The organism is Cupriavidus sp. 05T41 (assembly GCF_056396525.1).
On the sequence record NZ_JBFTLQ010000049.1, the window covers coordinates 1 to 24,471 of the forward strand.

General features: G+C 66.8%; 22 protein-coding genes and 2 tRNA genes. 10 read left to right on the forward strand and 14 right to left on the reverse strand.

Features of this window, described 5'->3' with window-relative positions; genetic code table 11:
* The 4 genes from AC1DKV_RS25455 to AC1DKV_RS25470 all read left to right on the forward strand — a co-directional run.
* Positions 1-527, forward strand: a 527-nt coding sequence (locus AC1DKV_RS25455) for a cohesin domain-containing protein (RefSeq protein WP_477138282.1), incomplete at its 5' end; no start/stop codon positions are given.
* Positions 524-1,042, forward strand: coding sequence for a type II secretion system protein (locus AC1DKV_RS25460; RefSeq protein WP_441618311.1), 519 nt, complete (start codon positions 524-526; stop codon positions 1,040-1,042). The genes AC1DKV_RS25455 and AC1DKV_RS25460, both read left to right, overlap by 4 nt.
* A gap of 6 nt (positions 1,043-1,048) precedes the next feature.
* Complete coding sequence (locus tag AC1DKV_RS25465) at positions 1,049-1,471, forward strand: type II secretion system protein (RefSeq protein ID WP_477138283.1); 423 nt, start codon at positions 1,049-1,051, stop codon at positions 1,469-1,471.
* A gap of 2 nt (positions 1,472-1,473) precedes the next feature.
* Entirely contained in the window at positions 1,474-2,025 is a 552-nt protein-coding gene (locus tag AC1DKV_RS25470; RefSeq protein ID WP_441618307.1) for a type II secretion system protein, read from the forward strand.
* Between the two features lie 84 nt (positions 2,026-2,109).
* On the opposite strand, the gene AC1DKV_RS25475 is transcribed toward AC1DKV_RS25470, so the two are convergent.
* Positions 2,110-2,670 carry a helix-turn-helix transcriptional regulator gene (locus AC1DKV_RS25475; RefSeq protein WP_441618305.1) on the reverse strand — a complete coding sequence of 187 codons (561 nt, stop codon included), beginning with the start codon at positions 2,668-2,670 and terminating at the stop codon, positions 2,110-2,112.
* 305 nt (positions 2,671-2,975) lie between these two features.
* On the opposite strand from AC1DKV_RS25475, the gene AC1DKV_RS25480 reads away from it, so the two are divergent.
* Entirely contained in the window at positions 2,976-3,575 is a 600-nt protein-coding gene (locus AC1DKV_RS25480) for a Fur family transcriptional regulator (protein ID WP_477138284.1), read from the forward strand.
* A 123-nt stretch (positions 3,576-3,698) separates the two neighbouring features.
* Here AC1DKV_RS25480 and AC1DKV_RS25485 read toward each other — a convergent pair.
* Positions 3,699-3,775, reverse strand: a tRNA-Arg gene (locus AC1DKV_RS25485).
* Between the two features lie 111 nt (positions 3,776-3,886).
* Positions 3,887-5,101: a GGDEF domain-containing protein gene (locus tag AC1DKV_RS25490; protein WP_477138285.1), complete on the reverse strand. Its 1,215-nt coding sequence runs from the start codon at positions 5,099-5,101 to the stop codon at positions 3,887-3,889.
* A 415-nt stretch (positions 5,102-5,516) separates the two neighbouring features.
* Here AC1DKV_RS25490 and AC1DKV_RS25495 point away from each other — a divergent pair.
* The 4 genes from AC1DKV_RS25495 (at position 5,517) to AC1DKV_RS25510 (ending at position 8,517) form a co-directional block, all read left to right on the forward strand.
* Positions 5,517-5,593: transfer RNA gene (locus tag AC1DKV_RS25495), tRNA-Pro, on the forward strand.
* Positions 5,594-6,369: 776 nt separating this feature from the next.
* Positions 6,370-6,591 carry a translation initiation factor IF-1 gene (gene infA, locus AC1DKV_RS25500; RefSeq protein WP_017230249.1) on the forward strand — a complete coding sequence of 74 codons (222 nt, stop codon included), beginning with the start codon at positions 6,370-6,372 and terminating at the stop codon, positions 6,589-6,591.
* A 409-nt stretch (positions 6,592-7,000) separates the two neighbouring features.
* Positions 7,001-7,477 (forward strand): SixA phosphatase family protein, encoded by a 477-nt coding sequence (locus AC1DKV_RS25505; protein WP_441618299.1) that lies wholly within the window; start codon positions 7,001-7,003, stop codon positions 7,475-7,477.
* A gap of 185 nt (positions 7,478-7,662) precedes the next feature.
* Complete coding sequence (locus AC1DKV_RS25510) at positions 7,663-8,517, forward strand: GNAT family N-acetyltransferase (RefSeq protein WP_477138286.1); 855 nt, start codon at positions 7,663-7,665, stop codon at positions 8,515-8,517.
* Between the two features lie 96 nt (positions 8,518-8,613).
* Here AC1DKV_RS25510 and ppx read toward each other — a convergent pair whose 3' ends face one another.
* On the reverse strand, positions 8,614-10,146 hold the full coding sequence (gene ppx / locus AC1DKV_RS25515; RefSeq protein WP_477138287.1) for an exopolyphosphatase: 1,533 nt from the start codon (positions 10,144-10,146) through the stop codon (positions 8,614-8,616).
* Between the two features lie 143 nt (positions 10,147-10,289).
* Here ppx and ppk1 point away from each other — a divergent pair, with 143 nt between their 5' ends.
* Entirely contained in the window at positions 10,290-12,413 is a 2,124-nt protein-coding gene (gene ppk1 / locus AC1DKV_RS25520; protein WP_477138288.1) for a polyphosphate kinase 1, read from the forward strand.
* A gap of 188 nt (positions 12,414-12,601) precedes the next feature.
* Here ppk1 and phoR read toward each other — a convergent pair whose 3' ends face one another.
* The 10 genes from phoR to ftsH form a co-directional block, all read right to left on the reverse strand.
* Entirely contained in the window at positions 12,602-13,966 is a 1,365-nt protein-coding gene (gene phoR / locus AC1DKV_RS25525) for a phosphate regulon sensor histidine kinase PhoR (protein WP_477138289.1), read from the reverse strand.
* Between the two features lie 208 nt (positions 13,967-14,174).
* Positions 14,175-14,882: a phosphate regulon transcriptional regulator PhoB gene (gene phoB, locus AC1DKV_RS25530; RefSeq protein WP_441618289.1), complete on the reverse strand. Its 708-nt coding sequence runs from the start codon at positions 14,880-14,882 to the stop codon at positions 14,175-14,177.
* A gap of 26 nt (positions 14,883-14,908) precedes the next feature.
* On the reverse strand, positions 14,909-15,613 hold the full coding sequence (phoU, locus tag AC1DKV_RS25535; RefSeq protein ID WP_477138290.1) for a phosphate signaling complex protein PhoU: 705 nt from the start codon (positions 15,611-15,613) through the stop codon (positions 14,909-14,911).
* 100 nt (positions 15,614-15,713) lie between these two features.
* Positions 15,714-16,502 carry a phosphate ABC transporter ATP-binding protein PstB gene (pstB, locus tag AC1DKV_RS25540; RefSeq protein WP_441618285.1) on the reverse strand — a complete coding sequence of 263 codons (789 nt, stop codon included), beginning with the start codon at positions 16,500-16,502 and terminating at the stop codon, positions 15,714-15,716.
* Between the two features lie 96 nt (positions 16,503-16,598).
* Positions 16,599-17,486: a phosphate ABC transporter permease PstA gene (gene pstA / locus AC1DKV_RS25545; protein ID WP_441618283.1), complete on the reverse strand. Its 888-nt coding sequence runs from the start codon at positions 17,484-17,486 to the stop codon at positions 16,599-16,601.
* 11 nt (positions 17,487-17,497) lie between these two features.
* The gene (gene pstC / locus AC1DKV_RS25550; RefSeq protein ID WP_477138291.1) at positions 17,498-18,463 is read right to left on the reverse strand and encodes a phosphate ABC transporter permease PstC; all 966 of its coding nucleotides are present in this window, start codon (positions 18,461-18,463) and stop codon (positions 17,498-17,500) included.
* Positions 18,464-18,730: 267 nt separating this feature from the next.
* Positions 18,731-19,765: a phosphate ABC transporter substrate-binding protein PstS gene (gene pstS, locus AC1DKV_RS25555; RefSeq protein WP_477138292.1), complete on the reverse strand. Its 1,035-nt coding sequence runs from the start codon at positions 19,763-19,765 to the stop codon at positions 18,731-18,733.
* A 371-nt stretch (positions 19,766-20,136) separates the two neighbouring features.
* Positions 20,137-21,483 (reverse strand): phosphoglucosamine mutase, encoded by a 1,347-nt coding sequence (gene glmM / locus AC1DKV_RS25560; RefSeq protein ID WP_477138293.1) that lies wholly within the window; start codon positions 21,481-21,483, stop codon positions 20,137-20,139.
* A gap of 43 nt (positions 21,484-21,526) precedes the next feature.
* Positions 21,527-22,333, reverse strand: coding sequence for a dihydropteroate synthase (folP, locus tag AC1DKV_RS25565; protein ID WP_477138314.1), 807 nt, complete (start codon positions 22,331-22,333; stop codon positions 21,527-21,529).
* Between the two features lie 219 nt (positions 22,334-22,552).
* Complete coding sequence (gene ftsH, locus AC1DKV_RS25570; protein ID WP_477138294.1) at positions 22,553-24,436, reverse strand: ATP-dependent zinc metalloprotease FtsH; 1,884 nt, start codon at positions 24,434-24,436, stop codon at positions 22,553-22,555.
* Positions 24,437-24,471: the final 35 nt, after the last annotated feature.

Sequence of the window (24,471 nt, forward strand, 5' to 3'; positions counted from 1 at the left end):
CGGCCGCGCCAGCCGGCACCGCCGCCGATCCCGGTGCCGCGGCGCAGCCCGCGCCGGACGCCGATGCCGATCCGCCCGCGGCCCAGGCCGCCCCGCTCGTCAGCGCGCCCGGCAGCGCGCAGATGAGCTGGCAAGGCGCGCAGCAACTGAAGGTCGGCGACACGTTCACGCTGCAGCTGTCGATGCAGTCCGCGCGCCCGGTCACCAGCGTGCCAGTCGCGATCACGTTCGACGACAAGGTCTTCGAGGCGGGCGGCGTGGTCGAGGGGGGGTTCCTGCGACAGGGCGGCGCGCAGACCAGCTTCACCAGCAAGGTCGATGGCGCGGGCCAGCTGCTCATCACCGGCACGCGCACCGACAGCAGCGGCGCCAGCGGCAGCGGCAACTTCGCCAGCATCAACTTCCGCGCGCTGGCCCCGACCAATGCATCGGCCATCCAGCTGCTCACCACCGCGCCGGTGGGGCTCAAGGGCAGCGCGATCTCCGCGCGCGCACCGGCGCCGCATGTGGTGCAGGTACAGCCGTGAAAGCGCCGGCCAACGCCCGCCCGAGCCCGCCGCCGCGCGGCGCGGCGTCTGCGCGCGGCTTCACGCTGATCGAGTTGCTGGTCACGCTGGCGATTCTGGGCGTGCTGGCCACCATCGCGCTGCCGCTGGCGCAGGTGAGCGTGCAGCGCGCCAAGGAGCAGGAGCTGCGGCGCGCGCTGCGCGATATCCGCACCGCCATCGACGCGTACAAGCGCGCCAGCGACGAAGGCCGCATCCCGAAGATGGCGGGGACCACGGGATACCCGAAGAACCTGGAGATCCTGGCCGAGGGCGTGCTCGACCAGCGCAGCCCGACCCGCAGCAAGATGTACTTCCTGCGCAGGGTGCCGCGCGACCCGCTGGCGGCAGACACGTCCGGCCCGGAATCCGCGGCCTGGGGCAAGCGCAGCTATGCGAGCGAGCCCGACGCGCCGCAGGAAGGCGACGACATCTACGACGTCTACACCCGCTCGGGCCAGACCGGCCTGAACGGCGTGCCTTACAGGAAATGGTGACGAACGATGGACGCGCGGCCGCTGCTTTTCCCCCGCCTACCCTGCCCGCGCCTCGCTCGCCCTGCCCGCGGCTTCACGCTGGTGGAGCTGCTGGTGGTGCTGGCCATCGTCGCGCTGCTGCTGACGCTGGCGGTGCCGCGCTACTTCCACAGCATCGACATCGCGCGCGAGACGGTGCTCGTCGATAACCTGGCGACCGCGCGCGCCACCATCGACAAGTTCTATGGCGACACGGGGCGGTATCCGGAATMGCTCGAGGAACTGGTCGAGAAAAAATACCTCCGCACGCTGCCGTTCGACCCAGTCGCCAGGAGCAGCAGCGGATGGACCATCGTGCCGCCGGAAGATGCCAGCAAGGGCCGCGTCTACGACCTGCGCAGCAGCGCGCCCGGCAGCGGCGCCGGMAACGTGCCCTTCTCCCAGCGCTAGCCATGGCGGCCCGGCACTTCAGGCAAGCCAGGAACGCCAGGCGCGCACGCGGCTTCGGCTATATTGGGCTGATCCTGATGGTCGCCGTGATCGGCGTCGCCGGGGCGGCCACGCTGCAGCTCGGCGCGGTGGCGCAGCGCCGCGCCGCCGAGGAGGAACTGCTGTCGATCGGCACCGAGTTCCGCGAGGCCTTCATCAGCTACGCCAATGCGACTCCGCCTGGCCAGCCGCGCACGCCGCCGAGCCTGCAGGCGCTGCTGAAGGACCCGCGCTATCCGACGCCGCGCCGCCACCTGCGCAAGCTCTATGTGGACCCGCTGACGGGCGAGGAGGCCTGGGGCATGGTGCAGGCGGTGCCGGGGCCCGGCATCATGGGCGTCTACAGCCTGGCGACCGGCCGGCCGATCAAGATCGGCAACTTCGAGCTGCGCTTCCAGGATTTCGAAGGCAAGGCGTCGTACCAGGAATGGAAATTCATGGTGCCGCCCGAGGCCATCGCACCCGCGGCCGCCGCCGTTCGCGGCGCCGTGGCGCCGCAGCCCCCGCGCTTCTGAGGTCGGGCCGATGCCTGCCGCAGCCGCCGTCTTGGCGAGGCGCAGCGTACGTCCACGCCCGCGCCCGCGGTCACTGCGCCGCGGTCATTGCGCGACGGCAGGCTGCGCCACGCCGAGCCCCGGCGCGACATCTGGAGCGCCCGGCGGCGCAAGCAGGTCTTCCAGGAAGAAGGCCGCCAGGTGGTGGCGCCCGTCGAGGCCGGCCTTCGCATAGATATTGGTCGCGTGCTGCCTGACGGTCTTGCTGCGGCTCTCGCGCACGGCGGCGATCTCGTCGAGGGTCAGGCCCTTGATCAGCAGCAGGGCGATGTCCTTCTCCGCCTGCGTGAGCCGCCATTTCTCGAATTGCTCCTGTATCTGCTGCAGGAAATGATGCGTCGACTGGCGCGCCGGCTTGTCGCGCTCGGCGATCGCGCGGTCGTGCGCGCGCGAGAGCGTCTGCAACTCCAGCAGGCGATTGCCGGCACGTTGCCGGTCGCGGTAGAGCATGATCAGTATCCACAGGAAGACCCCCGTGGCGACCGCCTCGGCGACGCAGTGCACGGCGCCGCCCGATTGGTAGAGCTGGGCCAGGTCCCACACCTGGTACACCGGGAAAAAGCCCAGCAGCGCCAGCAGCCGGGCCGACATGTGATCTCGATTCATCTGGCACCCTCCCCCCTCCGCGCGTCGCGGAGCTTCCCCCAAAACCGCTATGGCGACGGCACGGGTTCCGGTCGAATTATTGGCATTGCCGGGTCCGTGTTCGCATGACTGCCAGCAACTTCTGCGCACAGTCCACGTGGCGTCGATTCTACAGGGCATATAGCCGATAGGGTCATCGCGTAGTCAGGACGTTTGCCGGAAGCGAAAGTGCGTTGGAAAAAAGTAGATTGGGAACCGATGTCACTGCGTGCCGCACGCCAGGCGCATGACAGCGGCAACCCAACAGCGGTACAGGAGAGGCACAGATGGAATCCGGACAACGCGACGCCTCACCGGCATTGCAAGCCCTGGACGAGGCGCGCGACCGCGGGCACGACGCCACGCCACTGGTGCAGTCCATGCGCGCGGCGGAGGCCAGCACGCTCAGTCCCGCGTTGCTGGCACGGGCGTGCAGCGAAATCGCCGCGCGGGACCTCGCGCCGACGCTGGCCCGCGCAGCCGTGCTTGCGCTGGCGTGGCAAGCCGGCGACCGCCACCGGACCTCGGAAGCGCTGTGCCGGCTGCTGCTGGCGACAGGACTGCGGCTCCCGCTTTCCACGTTCAAGGCGGCGATCTACGAACTGGCGGACATCGGCCTGTTGCGACGCGTCTCGGTGAGCCGGCGCAATGTGTTGTCCCATCACTACGAGCCAAACGACCAGCCCGCACACGAGCATCTGTTCTGCGAACGGTGCCAGYGTATCGAAGATGTCCACGAMGACGCGCTGCTCGACCTGCAGCGCCGCATGCTCGAAACGAAAGGCCTGCGGCCCGCGGCGGTCCGTGGCGCGTTGCTCGGCACCTGCCGGCAGTGCTCGGAGGGCAACGCGCCAGCGCCGGAACCGGTGGCGGCCGAGGGCGCCTGACTGCAAAACCGGCGGGCGCAGAAAATAAGAAGGAAGGCGGAAAGGAAAGCGGGACGGAAGGCAGGAAGGGAGACGGCAGCGCAGCCCGCGGGACTACAGCCGCGGTCGCTGCCCGGGAAACACTGGCCCGCCCTAGAGGACTCGAACCTCTGACCGCTCGCTTAGAAGGCGAGTGCTCTATCCAGCTGAGCTAAGGGCGGATCGCGGGACGCCGCGGCGATGCGCTGCCGGGCCCGGTGCGAAGGCCGGTATTCTACATCAGCCGCGCGCCGCGTCACATATGGCCAGGCGCCGCAATGCGCCGGAATGCATCACGAGGCCTGGGAGATCCGCATGCGTGGCGCTGCCGGCATCCCGGCGTGGCGGTCGGTCGGCTGCGTGGCGACACAGTTGCGCCCCATGTGCTTGGCGTCGTAGAGCGCATTGTCGGCCCGGCGCATGAGGTCGTCGGCGCCCTCGCCGGGCAGCCGCTCGGCCATGCCGATGCTGACCGTATAGGGAATCGCATCCGGCTCCGACGGACACGGCGTGGTGCGCACCAGGGTGTTCAGGCGCAGGCTGAGTGCGCGGCCCTGCTCGAGCGAGGTGTCAGGCATCACGATGCCGAACTCCTCCCCGCCCAGGCGGCCGGCGAAATCGCCGGCACGCAGCGTCTTGCGCAACAGGCCGCTGAAGTGGCGCAGCACGCTGTCGCCGGCCAGGTGCCCGTAGAGATCGTTGATCGCCTTGAAATGATCGAGGTCGATGAACGCGACCGCCAGCGGGCGCTGGTGCCGGTCAGCCTGCTGGCAGGCTTCTTCCAGCGCCGCCCAGTAGGGGCCGCGCGACAGCACGTCCGTCAAATCGTCATAGCTGGCGCGGTGCTCGAGGCGGMGGCGCAGGCKGTCGTGGGCCATYAGCGCGAAACTGACCGACAGGCTGACGATGCCGAACGCCTGCAGGACGGTGAAGGTTTCCTGCGGCGCGCGCCTGGGCAGCAGCAGGCCGGCGGGCACCAGGGTCAGGTCGGCTGCCTGGTAGAGACCGATGCCGGCACAGCCGACGGCGATCAGGCCAAGCGAAAGCGCCGCCAGGCGGCCGGTGCCGCGCCTGGCGGGCACCTGTGGCGCCACCACGCGCAGCAAGGCCAGCGGAAGATAGATATTGGCAAGCGCGAACACGAGCGCGGGGCCGGCCGGGGGCGCTCCCTGCAGTTCGAAGTAGAGCGTGGTGCCCAGCACCGCCAGGTTCAGCATGCACAGCGAAGCCGCGCCCCCGGACCTGTCAAAGAAGCGGCGGGCGCCATACACCATCAGCGCCAGCGCCGCCGTCATGACGACATCGACCAGGCTGAGGATCGGCCATTCCGGCAGATAGCCCTGTGCKGCGAGCAGCGCGGTGGCTGCCGTCACCAGCAACTCGCCAGCCACCCAGGCGCCGAGGCCGGCGCGGCCGATGCCCGGCGTGCGCCGCAGCACGGCGAACACCACCGCCATCTGCAGCCCGAAAAGACCCGCGACCAGCACACTGACCTGCGACTGAAACATGATTTCCCCGTCCAACTTGGCAGGCGGCGCCACAGCGCGCCGCCTCGCGCCCCCGGGACCCGCAGCCCAGGGGTTTGCGCCATTCTTTCTTCTGAACTCCGGGCCGCCCGCGTGCGCCCCGGCGACCTGGGGCTCGGCCCCGCAACTGCTGTGAGGGCACGCTCGTACTTCCGCACTCTTGTCATCATGCTCACGCCAGTCCGCCGGCAGCCCGCCTGCCCTCGCGCCTGACCGGGCGCGGGGCGTGGCCGCCGAAGTGTGCGGATTATGTCAGCGCTCGCGACCAAGTCAAGCGCGCCATCGCCCTTCCTGCAGGGGGCATCGACCGCACCGCGGCGGCGCCCGGCGGCAACTCAGGCGCGCACTAAACTAACGTTTGACCCCCGGGGCCCAGCCGGGCTACAATTCGCCGCTTCGGGGCGTAGCGCAGCCTGGTAGCGCATCTGATTTGGGATCAGAGGGTCGCATGTTCGAATCATGTCGCCCCGACCAGTTTTAGTAAATGAGATCAAAGGCTTAGACCATCAGGTCTAAGCCTTTTTTTCGTCTTGTCCCGGACCGGCTCCGGTCGGGTTCCGACCCGTCCACACGCGAATGACACGAAACGGCCCTGGAAAGAAGCCCGCGGGCTCGCCCCGCCTGTGACGCGCCCGCATTGCCACGAACACGGGATGCCTCGCATGCCACAAGGACGGACACCGGCCCGGGGCGCAACCGCAAACCGCCCGCGCCACTTTTCATTCCGCCACCAGCCCGGTCGCGCACTTTTTCCCTGCTTTTCCTGCCGTTCGGCGGGTTCGGGCACCGACCCGCGCAGGGCGCGCAGCGACGCCGGCGCGGCGTCGCCGTGGTATAATCGCGCGTTAGCCCGGGGTGAATGCAGCATGCCCTGTAACCGGGCGCCCCTGCCCGATGCCGCGGTTGAATAACGGCACAGTGCCGGCGAGCCACCGGAAACATCGTGTCCGCGCATTGCCCCACACCTATCACGGTAGCACGGCCGCTTTGGCATGGGCCGCAACCGGCAAGGCAATCAGCCGGGCTCTGACGCGCCCCCTGGCGATTCCCTAACGTGGACCATGTTTGCACGTGCAGTCGCCGTGCCGGTCCGGGTCAGCTTGCCTCCCGCAACTTTTCGGCGCAACCAAGCAAGCCGGCGCTTGTCACTGCTGGCACCCGGGCCTCGCGGAAACGCCCGCAGCAAGCGGCATCCGCCTCACCGGATTTACCGACATTCATGCAGCCCCGGCTGCCCTAAAGGAAACAGATTGGCTAAGGAAGAACTTATTGAATTTGGCGGCGTTGTCTCGGAAGCCCTCCCCGACAATCGTTACCGCGTAACGCTGGAAAACGGCGTGGAAATCTGGGCCTATGCCTCGGGCAAGATGCAGAAGCACCGCATCCGCATTCTGGCCGGTGACCGCGTGACGCTGGAAATGTCGCCCTATGACCTGACCAAGGGCCGCATCAACTTCCGCCACAAAGCCTGATTTTTTCCAGCGTCCGCCGCACTGGCGGGTGCTGCGCCTGACCGCATTCCGAGGGCACCGCGCAACACGGACCTGCCCCGGGATGCATCGTGCCGCCGCGACCTGGATGTGCCGGAATCCCGGCACGCGGGACTCGGGCGGCACTGGCACCAGCCTCTCGCAGCATTCCCTGGCCGGTATCCCTGCCCTTATTCCCCGCCCTGATTCCTGCCCCGCCGCACGCGCCTGCCGCATGCCCGCCCCGTCACATGTCTGTCACGCCGGCTTGCGATGCTCGCAAATGCATGCCCGGTGCATGCCCGGTGCATGCCCGGTGTTTGCCCGCCTTGCACGCCGGTACGCGCATTGCCATACTCGTGACGTACTTTCCTTCGTTTCCAACCATTTCCTGCGCAAGTTTTCCGCTTCCATGAACCTGATCCTGTGGCGCCACGCTGAAGCCGAGGAACTGCCCGCCGCACTTGGCCTGACCCGCAATGCCGACCTGCAGCGCCCGCTGACCCGCCGTGGCCACAAGCAGGCCGATGCGTCCGCGGCCTGGCTGCGCGCCCACCTGCCGGCCGGCGCGCGCGTGGTGTGCAGTCCCGCCCTGCGCACACGCGAAACCGCCGCCGCCCTGCGCGAGAACGCGGAAATCCTGCCCGACCTGGCGCCCGGCGCGGACGTCAGCGCGGTGCTGGCGGCCATCGACTGGCCTCAGGGCGCCGAGCATATCGTGGTGGTCGGACACCAGCCCTGGATCGGTCGCATGGCCAGCCTCCTGCTGGCCGGATCGGAAATGAACTGGAGCGTGCGCAAGAGCGGGATATGGTGGCTGTCCGGGCGTACGCGCGAAAGCGAATCGCAAGTGGTGCTGCGCGCGGTGATCAATCCCGAGTTCCTCTAGCCTTGTAGCCTTGTAGCCCACCGGCCCCGCAGCGGCTCCGGCGTTCGTCCGCGAGCGCGTCACCGCACGCCGGACCGCCCACGCTGCGTTGCACAGTCACCGAACCGTCACGACCGCTTCACGGCACTGTCACCTGCCCTATCTACATTCGACCGCAACAGTTTCGTCACCGAAAGGACATACTGATGCGMGAKCTCCCGACGCCYACCCAGCYGCTKTTCGAYTCCTTGCCCAMTGGCCAAGCCGGCCATTCGGCGCGGAGGCGTCTTCATCGCCCGCCACCTGCACAAGCACATGCCCAAGGGCATKAACAGCCTGCTTTCAGCGTGGCGTGGGCGCGCCACCAAGACGAAGTAGTCGAGGCGCAGCGCCTGCGCTACAAGGTCTTCGCCGAGGAAATGGGCGCMCGCCTGAACCCGTCCACGCCCGAACTCGACGTCGACATGTTCGACGCCTATTGCGACCACCTGATCGTGCGCGACCTCGCCACGCTGAAGGTCGTCGGCACCTACCGCGTGATGGCGCCGCACCAGGCCAAGCGCATCGGCTGCCTGTACGCCGAATCGGAATTCGATCTCGTGCGCCTGGCCCACCTCAAGCCCAAGATGGTCGAGCTGGGCCGCTCGTGCGTGCACCGCGACTACCGCTCGGGCAGCGTGATCATGGCGTTGTGGGGCGGCCTGGGCGAGTACCTGCAGCGCTGGGGCATCGAGTCGATGCTGGGCTGCGCCAGCGTGCCGATGAGCGACGGCGGCCACTATGCGGCCAGCCTGTACCGCGTGTTTGCCGAACGCGCGCTGGCGCCGATCGAATACCACGCGTTCCCGCGCCTGGCCCTGCCGATCGATGAACTGAACCAGACGCTGGACGTGGAGCCGCCCGCGCTGATCAAGGGCTACCTGCGGCTTGGCGCCCGCATCTGCGGCATGCCGGCATGGGACCCCGACTTCAACGTGGCGGACTTCCTCACGCTGCTGCGCGTCAACGACATGAACCCCCGCTACGCGCGCCACTTCCTTGGCCTGAATCGCGGCGCCTGAGCCTGGCAGCACCCGCGCGGACGGCCGCCGTTCGCGCCTGCCGGGCCACCAGCCCGCAGGTGGCTGCGGGCGGCTCCCGGCCGCCCCCTTCCCCGCTCAGCCGTACACTACCTTGTAGCGCTTGCCGATGCGCTCCCACTCGTCGGCCTCCTGCGCCAGGCTGTATTCGACCAGCGGATTGGCCTCGATCCAGGCCTTGGGCAGGCGCACTTCGAAGCCTTCGTTCAGCGCATCCGAGCGCTGGCCCACGGCGATTTCCGGCAGCGGCTCGTCGGCGCGGCGCCGGCACAGCACGAAGGCSAGGCGCAGGCTGAACAGCATGCGCCAGTCCACGAACTTGCCGCTACCCRACAGCTTGCCCAGCTTGCCGGCATGGCCGAGCAGCAGCGTAGACAGGCGCGCCTGGTCGGTCTTCGAGAAGCCCGGCATGTCGGCATGCGTGGCGATATACGCCGAGTGCTTGTGATAGCMGCTGTGCGAGATGGTCATGCCGATCTCGTGCAGCCCCGCGGCCCAGCCCAGCAGCGCCAGGTTGTCGTCGCGGCGTTCGTTGCGCGGCTCCGGAAACTGCGCCAGCAGGCCCAGCGCCGCCGACTGCACGCGCTGCGCCTGGGCGCGGTCGACACCATAGCGCCGCATGAACTGGTCCACGGTGATCGTGCGCATGTCTTCGTGGTGCGTACGGCCCAGCAGGTCGTACAACACGCCGAGGCGCAGCGCGCCGTCGGTGACGTCCATGCGCTCGATGTCGAGTTCGGCGAACACGCCAAGCATGATCGAGAGCCCGCCCGGCAGCACCGGGATGCGATCCGCCTTGAGCCCCACCAGCTTCACGCGGTTGGTGTTCTCGGCCTTGACCAGCGCCCGCTTGAGGCGCTCGAGCCCTTCGCGCGTGATGCCGTGCTCCGCCGGGTTGTCGTTCATGCCGTTGAGCTCGATCAGCTCGGCCAGCGCGCGCGCCGTGCCCGACGAGCCCACTGCCTGCTGCCAGCCGGCGGCGCGGTACTGGCGCACCAGCACCTGGATCTCGCGGCGCGCGGCCAGCTCGGCCTGCTTCATCGCGTATTCGTCGACGTTGCCGCTGGGGAAGAATTGCCGGCTATGCGAGACGCAGCCGATATAGAGGCTCTCCATCAACTTGGACCCATAGCCGCTGCCGATGATGAACTCGGTGGAACCGCCGCCGATGTCCACYACCAGACGGTTGCCCGCGCAGGCCGGTGCATCGTGCGACGCGCCCAGGTAGATCAGCCGCGCTTCTTCGCGCCCGGCGATCACTTCGATGGGGAATCCCAGCGCGCTCTCGGCCTCGATCAGGAACTCCGAGGCGTTCTTGGCCACGCGCAGCGTATTGGTGGCCACCGCGCGCACATGGTCGGCCGAGAAATCGCGCAGGCGGTCGCCGAAGCGCCGCAGGGCGTCGATGCCGCGCCGGCGAGCCGGCTGGTCGAGGTATTTGTCGGGTGTGAGGCCTGCCGCCAGCCGCACCGGCTCGCGCAGCGCATCGACCTGGAAGATCTGGCTCGCCGTCCCGGAAGCGGTCTGGCTCTCGTCCACCCTCCCGATCATCAGGCGAAAGCTGTTGGAGCCCATGTCGACGGCGGCCAGCAAGCGTGGAGTTTGGTTCATCGCTGTAGGGAATCTGGATAAGCGCCGCAACGCGCGGCACAGTTAGCGGTATCTGGGGCACGATGCGCCCGGAGACAGAAAATATGTCTCTTTCATGTCCGCATCATGACAAAATCACTTTGTCATCAATTTKACATGATTCTATGAAAAAGTCGCCGCATTACCAAAAGAAGGTCATGCCAATGTCGACAAGCCCACCCGGCACGCTGCTCAACCGCGAACTGGGCATTCTGGAATTCAACGCGCGCGTGATGGCGCAGGCCGCTGACCCCAAGGTGCCGCTGCTGGAGCGGCTCAAGTTCATCTGCATCGTTTCAAGCAATCTGGACGAGTTCTTCGAGATCCGCATGGCCGGGCTGAAGGAGCAGATGCGCGACAACCCGTCCGGCATCACGCCCGACGGCCTGTCCCTGCAGCAGGCCTACCAGGTCGTCACCGAGCGTGTGCAAAAGCTCGTGGCCATGCAGTATGACATGCTGCAGAACGTGATTTTCCCCCTGCTCGAAAAGGAAGGCGTGTTCTTCCACCTGGCCTCGACCTGGAACGAGGCACAGCGCGACTGGGCACGCGGCTTTTTCCTGCGCGAACTGGGCCCGGTACTGACGCCGATCGCGCTCGACCCCGCCCACCCGTTCCCGCGCGTGCTCAACAAGAGCCTGAACTTCGTCATCGAGCTGTCGGGCAAGGACGCCTTCGGCCGCGAGGCCGACCTCGCCATCGTGCAGGCCCCGCGCGCGCTGCCGCGCATGGTGCGCATGCCCGAAGACCTGTCGGGCTACTCCTACGGCTTCGTGCTGCTGTCGTCCTTCATGCAAGGCTTCGTGCACGAGCTGTTMCCCGCCATCAAGGTCAACGGCTGCTACCAGTTCCGCGTGACCCGCAACTCCGACCTGTTCGTCTCCGAGGACGATATCACCGACCTGCGCGAAGCATTGCAGGGCGAGCTTCCCGCACGCCACTTCGGCGACACCGTGCGGCTGGAGATTTCATCCGACACACCGCCGGCGATCGCCCGCCGCCTGCTGCTCGAATCCGGGCTCGGCGAGCAGGACGTCTACCGTGTGAGCGGCCCGGTCAACCTGGTGCGGCTGATGCAGATCCCCGACCTGGTCGACCGCCCTGCCCTCAAGTACCCGCCGCACGTGCCGGCGCCGGTCAAGGTGTTCGTGCCGGGCACGCCGATGTTCGATGCGATCCGCCAGCACGACGTGCTGCTGCACCATCCCTACGAAAGCTTCAGCTCGGTGCTGGACCTGCTGCAGCAGGCCGCCGTCGATCCCGCCGTGGTGGCGATCAAGCAGACGGTCTACCGCACCGGCAACGAATCGCCGGTCATGGAAGCCCTGATGACCGCGGCGCGCAACGGCAAGGAAGTCACGGTCGTGGTGGAACTGCTGGCGCGCTTCGACGAAGAGACCAACATCAACTGGGCCGAGCGGCTCGAATCCGCCGGCGCGCATGTGGTCTACGGCGTGGTGGGCCACAAGTGCCACGCCAAGATGCTGCTGATCGTGCGGCGTGAACTGGCGAGCGCCAAGAGCAAGCAGTTCAAGCTGCGCCGCTACGCCCACCTCGGCACCGGCAACTACCACCCGCGCACCGCGCGGCTGTACACGGACTTCGGCCTGCTGACCGCCGACGAGCAGATCTGCGAAGACGTGCAGCATGTCTTCCAGCTGCTCACCGGCACCGCGGGCACCATCCGCCTGAACCACCTGTGGCAGTCGCCCTTCACCATGCACAGCAACCTGGTGGAGCATATCCGCGCCGAGGCCCGCAACGCCMGCGCCGGCAAGCGCGCGCGCGTCATCGCCAAGATGAACGCGCTACTGGAGCCCTCCATCATCGACGAGCTGTACAAGGCCTCGCGCGCCGGCGTGAAGATCGACCTGATCGTGCGCGGCGTCTGCGCGCTGCGGCCCGGCGTGCCGGGCCTGTCGGAGAACATCTCGGTGCGCTCCGTCGTCGGGCGCTTCCTGGAGCACCATCGCGTCTACTACTTCCTCGCCGACGGCGCCGAGGTGACCTACCTGTCCAGCGCGGACTGGATGGACCGCAACCTGTTCCGCCGCGTGGAAGTGGCGTTCCCGGTGCTGGACAAGGCACTCAAGGCGCGCGTGATCAAGGAAAGCCTGCGCGTGCACCTGGACGACAACGCCTCGGCGTGGATCATGCAGCCCGACGGAAGCTACATCCGCAAGCACACCAAGTCCAAGCAGCCGCACGTCAGCCAGAACGAGCTGCTGGCGATGTTCGCCGCCGCCTGAGGCCCGCGCGCCGGCGCGCAAGGATGGCCGCCGCGCGTGCGGGCAACCCGGCCAACCGATGCGGGGAGCGGGCCGCCGACCKGGAGCGCCACGAACCAGCCGGCGCTGCGCCGCGCGTTCGGCAGCCGCTCCGGCAATCCTTCGACACTCCCTTCGACACTCCTCCGGCGGGGCCCCGCCGCGGCACTTCAGGCCGCTTTCTGCGGATGGCCGTCGTGCGGGTCCGGCTGCGATTGTCCCGGCGTGGAATCGACGGGCACATGCCCGCTGCKATCGGTCGGGAACACCACGCGGAACACGCTGCCACGCCCCACTTCGCTGGTGATGCGCAGGTCGGCGTGGTGGCGCGACAGCACATGCTTGACGATGGCAAGGCCCAGGCCCGTGCCGCCGGTGTCGCGCGAGCGGCTGCGGTCCACGCGGTAGAAACGCTCGGTCAGGCGCGGTATATGGTCTGCGGCGATGCCCAGGCCCGTGTCGCTCACCGAGAAGCTGGCGTGCTCGTTCTCGTAGGTCAGCCGGACGCCGATGCGGCCGCCCTCGGGCGTGTAGCGCACGGCATTCGACACCAGGTTGCCGAAGGCGGAAAGCAGCTCGCTCTCGGCACCGCGGATCAGCACCTGCGGATCGATCTGCACGGTGATCTGGTGACGGCCCTGCGACAGCGCCTCGGCATCGTGCAACAGGTGCGCCGCCAGCGCAGCCATGTCGACGCGCTCCTGGCTGGGCGGCTGGGCATCGCTCTCCAGCTTGGCCAGCACCAGCAGGTCTTCGACCAGGTGCTGCATGCGCATCGACTGCACCAGCATCATGTCCAGGTAGCGGTTGCGGTCCTGCTCCGATACCGGCAGGTCGCGCACCGTTTCGAGAAAGCCGGTCARCACGGTCAGCGGCGTCTTCAGTTCATGCGAGACATTGGCGACGAAGTCGCGCCGCATCGCCTCGGTGTTCTCCAGCTTGGTGATGTCGTTGGTCAGGACCAGCTTGCGGTTCTCGCCGTAGGGCAGGATCTGCACCGCGATCACGCTGCGCTTGTGCTCGCCCAGGTCGCGCATCAGCAGCGGATCGTCGAAGCGCTGCAAGGTCAGGTACTGCACGAATTCGGGACGGCGGATCAGGTGGGTGATGCGCTGGCGCACATCGCGCCGCGCGTTGAGACCGAAATGCTGCTCGGCCACGTCGTTGCACCATTCGATCTGGTCGGCGTCATCGAGCATCAGCACGCCGTTGGGCGAGGCCTGGATGGCCTGGATGAAGCGCGTGTGCTGCCGCTCCACCTGCAGCACCTGGGTGCGCCAGCGCTTGACTAGGCGGTGCAGGCGGTAATACACCTCGCCCCACAGCCCGAGCGCGCTGGGAATCTCACCATAGGCAGGCGCGTCCAGCACTTTCCACAGGCGATTGATCTGGTACAGGTAGTAAAGCAGCAGCCCGAACAGCGCGGCGCACAGGAAGGCCAGCGCCGGCACCGGGCCGGAGAAGAGAAACAGCCCGGCCGAAGCCAGGGCCAGGATGATCAGGATGGCCGCCGAACGGGCCCAGATGACGTTCATGAAGGCGAGAGAAGGTCAGGCAGGCGGCAGGACCGCGCGAGATGCGGTGGAGTGTGACACGAAACGGGCAACAGGCGCGTGGCAGGCTGGCGAATCCGGCATGGCRGGCCGCCGGATGCGTCCGTCATGCCGGCGCGCCGGCCGCGCCGTCATCGGGATGCTGCCGCCACGGAGGAACCACGGCTGCGCAGGCGCGGCGCGCTCGCCGTCAATGACTGGGGCCGCGCGCCAGGCGGTAGCCACTGCCCCGCACCGTCTCGATCATATTGCTGTAGCCGCCGGGCGTGAGCGCGGCGCGCAGGCGCTTGATGTGTACGTCGACGGTACGCTCCTCGACGAATACGTGATCGCCCCATACCTGGTCAAGCAGTTGCGACCGGCTGTGCACGCGCTCCGGGTGCGTCATCAGGAAGTGCAGCAGGCGGAACTCGGTCGGGCCGAGGTCGAGCTTGAGCATGCCCGACTCGTCGTGGCCGGTGACGCGGTGCGTGGCCGGGTCCAGGCGCAGGCCGTTGATGGCGACCACGTCGTCGGTCAGCTGCGGCGCACGGCGGCGCAGCACCGCCTTGATGCGCGCCAGCAGTTCCTTCGGCGAGAACGGCTTGGTGACGTAGTCGTCGGCGCCGGCCTCGAGTCCGAGCACCTTGTCCTGCTCTTCGCTGCGCGCGGTGAGCATGATGATCGGGATCTGCTTGGTGCGGTCGTTGCCGCGCAGTTCCTTGGCGAAGGTTGCCCCCGACTTGCCCGGAAGCATCCAGTCGAGCAGGACCAGGTCGGGCAGCACGTCGCTCATCAGCGACAATGCCTGCTCGGCGTTGTAGGCCCGGATCGGATAGTGTCCGGCGTGTTGCAGGTTGACCGCGATCAGTTCGGCGATCGCCGGTTCGTCTTCGACGACAAGAATGCTGCTTGGCATGTATTTTCTCTCCGCAGTGGCGCTGTTTAACTCAGCGCTTCGCGCTCCATGTCCTCACGCGAGGYGTGGCGCACGTCGGTTCCCTTGACGATGTAGATGATGAATTCGGCGATGTTCTTGGCATGGTCGCCGATACGCTCGATCGCCTTGGCGATAAAGAGGAAGTCCAGCGCGACCGAGATGGTACGCGGGTCTTCCATCATGTAGGTGATGAGCTTGCGCACGAAGGCCCGGAATTCGTCGTCGATGGCCTTGTCGTCCTTGACGATGCGGGCCGCGGCCACGGTGTCCAGGCGCGCGAACGCGTCCAGCGCCTGGCGCAGCAGCGCGATGGCGAGATCGCCGGAGAGCTTCACCTCGGAATAGTTGATCTGGTGCGCGCCKGCATCCTCCATGATGTGCTTGGTGCGCTTGGCGATCTTCTCCGCCTCGTCGCCGGCGCGCTCGAGGTTGGTGATCGTCTTGGAGATCGCCATCACCAGGCGCAGGTCGCGCGCGGTGGGCTGGCGGCGCGCGATGATGTTGCCACAGTCGGCGTCGATCTCGAGTTCCAGCGCGTTGAGGTGGTGCTCGCGCGCCATCACCTGGTCCGCCAGGGCGGCGTCGAATTCCGAAAGCGCCCGCATGGCGGTCTCGATCTGCGACTCGACCAGCCCGCCCATCTGCAGCAGCTTCGTGCTGATGGCGTTGAGGTCGGCGTCGAATTGGGTCGACAGATGCTTGTCAGACATATTGTTCTCCTGGCCGCTGATCTTGCAAATCCTGCAAATTTTGCGCAAATTCCGCTGGAGCCGTTACTCGTATGCTAAGCGCTATGCGCGCCGCGCTCAATCAGCCGAAACGGCCGGTGATGTAGTCTTCCGTTTCCTTGCGGTGCGGCTTGATGAAGATCTTCTCCGTCTCGCCGAACTCGATCAGCTCGCCCAGGTACATGTAGGCGGTGTAGTCCGAGCAGCGCGCGGCCTGCTGCATATTGTGCGTGACGATCACCACCGTGTAGTCGTCCTTCAGCTCGGCGATCAGTTCTTCGATGCGCCCGGTCGAGATCGGGTCCAGCGCCGAGCACGGCTCGTCGAGCAGCAGCACCTCGGGGCGGATKGCGATGCCGCGCGCGATGCACAGGCGCTGCTGCTGGCCGCCCGACAGGCCGTAGCCCGACTGGTTGAGCTTGTCCTTGACTTCGTTCCACAGCGCGGCCTTGGACAGCGCCCACTCCACGCGGTCGTCCATCTCCGAGCGCGACAGCTTCTCGAACAGGCGCACGCCGAAAGCGATATTGTCGTAGATCGACATGGGGAACGGCGTCGGCTTCTGGAACACCATGCCGACCTTGGCGCGCAGCAGGGCGATGTCCTGCTTGGCGGTCAGCAGGTTGTCGCCGTCCATGTTGATCTCGCCCTCGGCGCGTTGCTCCGGATAGAGCGCGTACATCTTGTTGAAGGTACGCAGCAGGGTCGACTTGCCGCAGCCGGACGGGCCGATGAAGGCCGTCACCTTGCGCTCGGGGATCGACATGTTCACATTCTTCAGCGCGTGGAACTGGCCGTAGAAGAAGTTCAGGTTGCGCACGTCGATCTTGGCGCGGGTCGTGTCGGGAATGTCGATGACGGTCGAGGTCATGCTCGTCTCTCGCAGGAAATTTTCAGGTTGCCGGTTCGGGCGTATTTGGCGCTATGGGCAGTACGGGCGATATTGGCCGCCGCTGACTTCTCGCGCTTATTTCTTGAACAGCATGCGCGCCACGATATTGAGCGCCAGCACTCCGATGGTGATCAGGAACACGCCGGCCCACGCCAGTTGCTGCCATTCCACGAACGGGCTCATGGCGAAGCGGAAGATCGTCACCGGCAGGTTCGCCATCGGCTTGTTCAGGTCGCTGGTCCAGAACTGGTTGGACAGGGCCGTGAACAGCAGCGGCGCGGTCTCGCCGGCGATACGCGCCACCGCCAGCAGCACGCCCGTGACGATGCCCGCATACGACGACTTCACCGTGATCGACAGCACCATCTTCCACTTGGGCGTGCCCAGCGCGAAGGCGGCCTCGCGCAGCGCGTTGGGCACCAGGTTCAGCATGTTTTCCGTGGTGCGCACCACGATCGGCACCTGCAGCAGCGCCAGCGCGCACACGCCGGCCCAGCCTGAGAAATGGCCCATGCGGGTCACCACCAGCGCGTAGACGAACAGGCCGATCACGATCGACGGTGCCGACAGCAGGATGTCGTTGATAAAGCGGGTGAAGCTGGCCAGGGGCGATTTCTTGCCGTACTCGGCCAGGTAGATGCCGGCCAGGATACCCAGCGGCGTGCCGCACAGCGTCGCCAGGCCAACCATCACGAAGCTGCCGTAGATGGCATTGACCAGGCCGCCGCCGGCGGTGTTCGGCGCCGGCGTCATCTGCGTGAACAGGTCCATCGACAGGCCGCCCACGCCCAGCGTGACGGTGGTCCAGAGGATCCACGCCAGCCAGAACAGGCCGAAGCCCATGGCGCCCAGCGACGCGGTCAGGGCATAGACATTGGTGCGGCGGCGGCGCGCCTGCAGGCGCGCGCGCATCGCGTCCGCATCCTGGCGCACGGCCGGGATCGTCGAGGAGGTAGAAGACATCGTGGCTTGGCTCATTTCGCGCCCTCGTTCTTGGCCAGGCGCAGCAGCAGGATCTTGGACAGCGCGAGGACCACGAAAGTGATGAAGAACAGGATCAGGCCAAGCTCCATCAGCGCGGCCGTGTGCAGGCCCGCGCCGGCTTCGGCKAACTCGTTGGCCAGCGCCGAGGTGATGCTGTTGCMGGGCGAGAACAGCGAGGGGTTGTCCAGCCGGTTGGTGTTGCCGATCACGAAGGTGACGGCCATGGTTTCGCCCAGCGCGCGGCCAAGGCCGAGCATCACGCCGCCGATCACGCYGGCGCGGGTGTAGGGCAGCACCACGCGCCACATCACTTCCCATGTGGTGCAGCCGACACCGTAGGCCGATTCCTTTAGCAGCACCGGGGTCACCTCGAAGACATCGCGCATCACCGACGCGATGTAGGGAATGATCATGATGGCCAGGATCACGCCGGCGCACAGCAGGCCGATGCCCAGCGGCGCACCCTGGAACAGCTTGCCGACCAGCGGCAGTTGCCCGACCGTGGCGGCCAGCGGCTTCTGGAAGTACTCGCCGAAGATCGGCGCGAACACCAGCAGGCCCCACATGCCGTAGACGATCGACGGCACTGCGGCCAGCAGTTCGATGGCCGTGCCGAGCGGGCGGCGCAACCATGCCGGGGACAGCTCGGTGAGGAACAGTGCGATGCCGAAACTGATGGGCACCGCGATAATCAGGGCGATCAGCGACGTGACGATGGTGCCGTAGATCGGCACTAGCGCGCCGTAGACGTCCGCGGGTGGATCCCACTCGGCGGTCCACAGGAAGCGCAGGCCGAAGGTCTGGATGGACGGCCAGGCGCTGATCGCGAGCGACACGATGATGCCGCCCAGCAGCAGCAAGGTCACGATGGCGGCGCCGCGCGTCAGGCCACCGAACAGGATGTCACCGGTACGGCTGGGCGGCCGTACTGCGGATAGATCGGATGTAGTCGCCATGATGAGGTATTGGGTTCGTTTAGGTGGCGGGTCGCCGGCTGCTCCCGCCGCCGCAGCCGGCAGGCCCTGCCCTGCGTCGCGGTTGCCAGGATCCGTGCCCTGAATGCGCGTATCGGGTATTCGGTACTTCTATGCTGCTGTACTGCGTGTCATGCGGTGCTGCGGTGCTGCCGTACTGCCTGGCCGTGCCGGGGCAGTGCCTTCCGGCGCCCCGGCACGGCCGCCGGGCCGGGCACGCATGCACCCGGCCCGGCGCCCAGCCCTTCATCAGTTGTACAGCGCCTTGCCCGAACCGTCCTTCACCGAGGTCTTCCAGGTGGCACGGATCTGGTTCACGACGCTTTCCGGCAGCGGCACGTAGTCCAGGTCGCTGGCCATGCCGGCACCGCTCTTGTAGGCCCAGTCGAAGAACTTCAGCACTTCGGCGCCCTGCGCTGCCTTTTCCTGGCTCTTGTGCACCAGGATGAAGGTCGCGCCCGCGATCGGCCATGCGGTCTTGCCCGGCTGGTTGGTCAGGATCTGGTAGTAGGTCTTGGTCCAGTCTGCGCCCGCGGCGGCGGCCTTGAAGCCGTCGTCACCCGGCTGCACCACCGCACCCGAAGCATTMTTCATGTTCAGGTGGGTCATCTTGTTCTGCTTGGCGTAGGCGTACTCGACATAGCCGATGGCGCCGTTCAGCCGCTGCACGAAGGCGGCCACGCCTTCATTGCCCTTGCCGCCCGTGCCACCACCCGGCCAGTTGACGGTGGTGCCTTCGCCGACCGAATTCTTCCAGTCCGGGCTGACCTTGGTCAGATAGTTGGTGAAGATGAAGGTGGTGCCCGAACCGTCGGCGCGGCGCACCGGCAGGATGTCCTGGTTCGGCAGCTTGGCGTGCGGGTTCAGCGCCTTGATGGCGGCGTCGTCCCACTTCTTGATCTTGCCCAGATAGATGTTKGCCAGCACTTCGCCGGTGATGGTCAGTTCGCCCGGCTTGATGCCTTGCAGGTTGATCACCGGCACCACGCCGCCGATCACCGTCGGGAACTGCACCAGGCCTTGCTTGACCAGTTCCTCGTCCTTCAGGGGCGCGTCCGAAGCACCGAAGTCGACGGTCTTGGCGCCGATCTGCTTGATGCCGCCGGACGAGCCGATGGATTGATAGTTGACCTTGTTACCCGTTGCCTTTTGGTATGCATCGGCCCACTTGGAATACACGGGCGCCGGGAAGGAAGCGCCAGCACCGGTAATTTCCGCCGCGAACGCAGTGCCCGCCACCACCAACGACACGATGCCTGCTACGGCAGTCTTGACCAGCTTCATATGTCCTCCAGAGACATGGTTGGGGAATKACAATTTTTTGACACGTCGAACTGTATGCCCCGTCTGTGACAATTCCATGACATCACGAAATCTTCTTGCAAGTCGGCCGCAAGTCTCCTGGCGATGGCGCGGGGAGGACGACGAACGCMGCCCAGGAGAGCATCACGAATMACAAGAAGTGCGCAATCTTGCCGGCGGAGGAACCTGGGTGCCGGGCAGCATCGGCGCGCCTTCCCGGCCGTTAATTGCGACCCCGGAAACAACAAAGGCCGGGTTCTCACCCGGCCTCGTCACCAATCACCCGATTCAGCTAACGCCCTGCCTGCTCCGGCAAACGCCCGGCAGTTCCGCAGCGCTGGCTGCCCTCGCCGTCAGGCGCGCAGCGAATCCGCAAGCGTCTGCGCTGCCCGCTCCGCGGTCTCGACCTGCTCGGCCTCGACCATCACGCGCACCACCGGCTCGGTTCCCGAAGCACGGATCAGCACGCGGCCCTTGCCCTCGAGCTGGGGCTCGATGGCGGCGCKCGCGGCGCTCAGGCCGGCGTGGGACTGCCAGTCGAAGCCCTTCTCCACGCGCACATTGATCAGCGTCTGCGGGAACAGCGAAACGCCCTCCAGCAACTGCGCCAGGGTCTTGCCGCTGCGGCGCAGCGCTGCGAGCACCTGCAGGGCGGAGACGATGCCGTCGCCGGTGGTGTGCCGGTCCAGGCACAGCAGGTGGCCGGAGCCTTCGCCGCCCAGCACCCACTTGCGCTTGTTCAGCTCTTCCAGCACGTAGCGGTCGCCCACCTTGGCCCGCACGAACTCCACCCCCTGGCGCTTGAGGGCCAGTTCGACCGCCATATTGGTCATGAGCGTGCCGACCGCGCCTTCCACCTTCTGGCCGGCTCGCAGGCGGTCCTGCACCATCAGATAGAGCAGTTCGTCCCCGTTGAACAGTCGGCCGTCGCGGTCCACCACCTGCAGGCGGTCGGCATCGCCGTCGAAGGCCAGGCCAAGATCCGCGCCGTTGGCCTTGACCGCCTCGATCAGCTTCTGGGGGGCGGTAGCGCCGTAGCCGGCATTGATGTTGCGCCCGTCGGGCTGGTTGCCGATCGAGACCACGTCCGCGCCCAGTTCATGGAAGACGTGCGGCGCGATGTGGTAGGCGGCGCCATGGGCACAATCCACCACCAGCTTGAGCTTGTGCAGGTCCTGCTCGTAGGGGAACGTGCTCTTGCAGAACTCGATATAGCGGCCGGCGGCATCCTCGATGCGGCGGGCGCGGCCGAGGTCGTCGGAGCGCACGCACACCATCGGCTCTTCCAGCGCATCCTCGATGGCCTGCTCCACCGCATCGGGCAGCTTGTCGCCATCGGCGGAGAAGAACTTGATGCCGTTGTCGTAGTAGGGATTGTGGCTGGCCGAGATCACCACGCCGGCCGACAGGCGCAGCGCGCGCGTCAGATAGGCCACGCCAGGCGTGGGCAGCGGGCCGGTCAGCAGCACGTTGACCCCGGCCGAGGTAAAGCCGGCTTCCAGCGCCGCTTCCAGCATATAGCCGGAAATGCGCGTGTCCTTGCCGATCAGGACGGTCGGACGGCTCTGCTCCTGCTGCCGGGCCCCGTGGGCCAGCACCATGCCGGCCGCATAGCCCAGGCGCATCACGAAATCGGGCGTGATGGGCGCCTCGCCGACCCTGCCGCGCACGCCGTCCGTGCCGAAATACTTGCGTGTCATAAGCTCTTTCTCCCGTTGTTCTGTCTTGCGATGCCGACTTGTACTAGCTGGCATCCGCGCAAAGCGATTCATGCCGGATCGCCCACCATGTCTTGAGGGCGTCGACGGTTTGCTMCACATCGTGCACGCGCACGATATATGCACCGCGCTCCACCGCACAGACCGCCGCGGCCAGGCTGGCGGCGACACGCTGCTGCGGCGGCCGGCCGCCCAGGATGGCGCCCAGCGTCGACTTGCGCGACAAGCCTACCAGCAACGGCAGCCCCTCTACCGCCACTTGCCGCAGCCGGCCCAGCAACTGCAGATTATGATCCGGCGTCTTGCCGAAGCCAAAGCCCGGATCGAGGGTGATACGGGCGTCGTCGACGCCGGCGGCGCGCAGCGCGCCCACCCGCTCGCCCAGGAAATCCGTCACCTCGCGGACCACGTCGTCGTAGCGGGGCTGTTCCTGCATGGTCTGCGGGTCGCGTTGCATATGCATGACACACAGCCCGGCCTGCCCGGCCGCCGCTTCGCTGACGGCCTCGAGCGCGCCCGGCATGCGAAAGCCCCAGATATCGTTGATCAGGTCCGCGCCCGCGGCCAGCGCGGCACGCATGACTTCAGGCTTGTAGGTGTCGATCGACAAAGGCCGGCCGCAATCGCGCAGCGCCTCCACCATCGGCAGCACGCGCTCGAGCTCCTGGTCCAGCGGCAATGCAGCCGAGCCGGGCCGGCTTGATTCGCCGCCGATATCGATGATGTCCACGCCCTCGGCGATCATGCGCTCGGCATGGCGCAGCGCCGCGTCGCGCCCGGCATGCTGGCCGCCATCGGAGAACGAGTCGGGCGTGACGTTGAGGATGCCCATTACCAGCGGGCGACGGTCGAGCGCGAAGCGGTAGCGCCCGCACTGGAAATACGAATCAGCGGAGATCGACGACAAGATAGGAAAACCAGGAAACACCAGGGAAGCGGGACCAGCCGCGGCATCGCCGCAGCAATGAAAAAGCCGGCGCACAGGGCGCCGGCTTCAGGCTCGGTAGGCAGCAGGGCAAAAGACCGCGCCCGTTGCTGGCGAGCCGGCCGTTCAGGCCGTGGCAGGCGTGGTGGCAGGAGCCACCGGCGAACCGCCCGACGGGGTGTTACCACCACCGTTCTGGCCGGACGCACCGCGCGGCGGGCGCGGCGGCTTGCCCGCCATGATGTCGTTGACCTGGTCGGCGTCGATGGTTTCCCACTCCATCAGCGCGGTCGTCATGGCTTCGACCTTGTCGCGGTTCTCTTCGAGCAGGCGCTTGGCCAGCGCGTACTGGTCATCGACGATGCGGCGGATCTCCGAATCGACCTTCTGCTGCGTGGCTTCCGACACGGTCTTCGAGGACATCTTGCCGAACATGCCGTCCTGCTCSGTATCCACGTAGACCATCGYGCCCAGCGTATCGCTCATGCCGAAGCGGGTGACCATGTCGCGCGCGGTCTTGGTGGCGCGCTCGAAGTCGTTGGAAGCACCGGTGCTCATGGCGTTGAGGAAAACCTCTTCCGCCGCGCGGCCGCCAAACAGGATGGCGATCTCGTCGAGCATGTTGTCCTTGTACTTCGAGTACTTGTCATGCTCCGGCAGCTGCCAGGTCACGCCCAGCGCCCAGCCGCGCGGCATGATGGTGACCTTGTGCACCGGATCCGCCTTGGGCAGCAGCTTCGCCACCACCGCATGGCCAGACTCGTGGTACGCCGTCGCGCGACGTTCTTCCTCGCGCATGACCGTGGACTTGCGCTCCGGACCCATGTAGATCTTGTCCTTGGCGTCCTCGAAGTCCTGCATGTCGACCACGCGCTTGCTGCGGCGTGCGGCAAACAGCGCGGCCTCGTTGACCAGGTTGGCCAGGTCGGCGCCCGAGAAGCCCGGCGTGCCGCGCGCGATCACCGACGCGTCGACGTCGTTGCCGATCGGCACCTTGCGCATATGGACCTTGAGGATCTGCTCGCGGCCGCGGATGTCCGGCAGGCCAACGTAGACCTGGCGGTCGAAACGGCCCGGACGCAGCAGCGCCTTGTCCAGCACGTCGGAACGGTTGGTCGCGGCGATCACGATCACGCCGGAGTTGGCCTCGAAGCCGTCCATCTCGACCAGCATCTGGTTGAGAGTCTGCTCGCGCTCGTCGTTGCCGCCGCCCATGCCGGCGCCGCGATGACGGCCGACCGCGTCGATTTCATCGATGAACACGATGCAGGGTGCCTGCTTCTTGGCGTTCTCGAACATGTCGCGCACGCGGGCCGCGCCCACGCCGACGAACATTTCAACGAAGTCCGAACCGGAGATGCTGAAGAACGGCACCTTGGCCTCGCCGGCGATGGCGCGCGCCAGCAGCGTCTTGCCGGTGCCCGGAGGGCCGACCAGCAGCACGCCGCGCGGGATGCGCCCGCCCAGCTTCTGGAATTTCTGGGGATCCTTGAGGAAGTCCACCAGCTCGACCACTTCTTCCTTGGATTCGTCGCAGCCGGCGACGTCCTGGAAAGTGACCGCGTTCTGGTTTTCGTCGATCAGGCGCGCACGCGATTTGCCGAAGGAGAAGGCGCCGCCTTTGCCGCCGCCCTGCATCTGCCGCATCATGTAGAACCAGAACACGATGATCAGCAGGGTCGGCCCGAGGTAGTACAGGGCCTGCACCAGCACGTTGGGTTCGTCGTCGGCCTTGCCGGTCACCTGGACACCGTACTTCATCAGGTCGCCGACCATCCAGATGTCGCCCGGCGAGATGATGGTGTACTTCTGCCCTTCCTTGGGCGTGACCACCAGATTACGGCCTTGCACGTCGACGCGGCCCACCTTGCCGTTCTTGGCATCATCCATGAACTGCGAATAGGTGACGCCTTCCTGCGCGCGGGGCTTGTCGAACTGCTTGAAGACGGTAAACAACACCAGCGCGATCACGAGCCAGATTGCCGCCTTTTGAAACAGGTTGTTATTCAAGGCCAAACTCCTTTACGAACGCCTTGCCAACGGGA

What these genes read in the sequence shown, in the direction of transcription:
- AC1DKV_RS25470 (WP_441618307.1), top strand. Translation starts at nt 1,474, where the DNA reads ATGGCGGCCCGGCACTTCAGGCAAGCCAGGAACGCCAGGCGCGCACGC.
- AC1DKV_RS25475 (WP_441618305.1), bottom strand. Translation starts at nt 2,670, where the DNA reads ATGAATCGAGATCACATGTCGGCCCGGCTGCTGGCGCTGCTGGGCTTT.
- AC1DKV_RS25505 (WP_441618299.1), top strand. Translation starts at nt 7,001, where the DNA reads ATGAACCTGATCCTGTGGCGCCACGCTGAAGCCGAGGAACTGCCCGCC.
- phoB (WP_441618289.1), bottom strand. Translation starts at nt 14,882, where the DNA reads ATGCCAAGCAGCATTCTTGTCGTCGAAGACGAACCGGCGATCGCCGAA.
- pstA (WP_441618283.1), bottom strand. Translation starts at nt 17,486, where the DNA reads ATGTCTTCTACCTCCTCGACGATCCCGGCCGTGCGCCAGGATGCGGAC.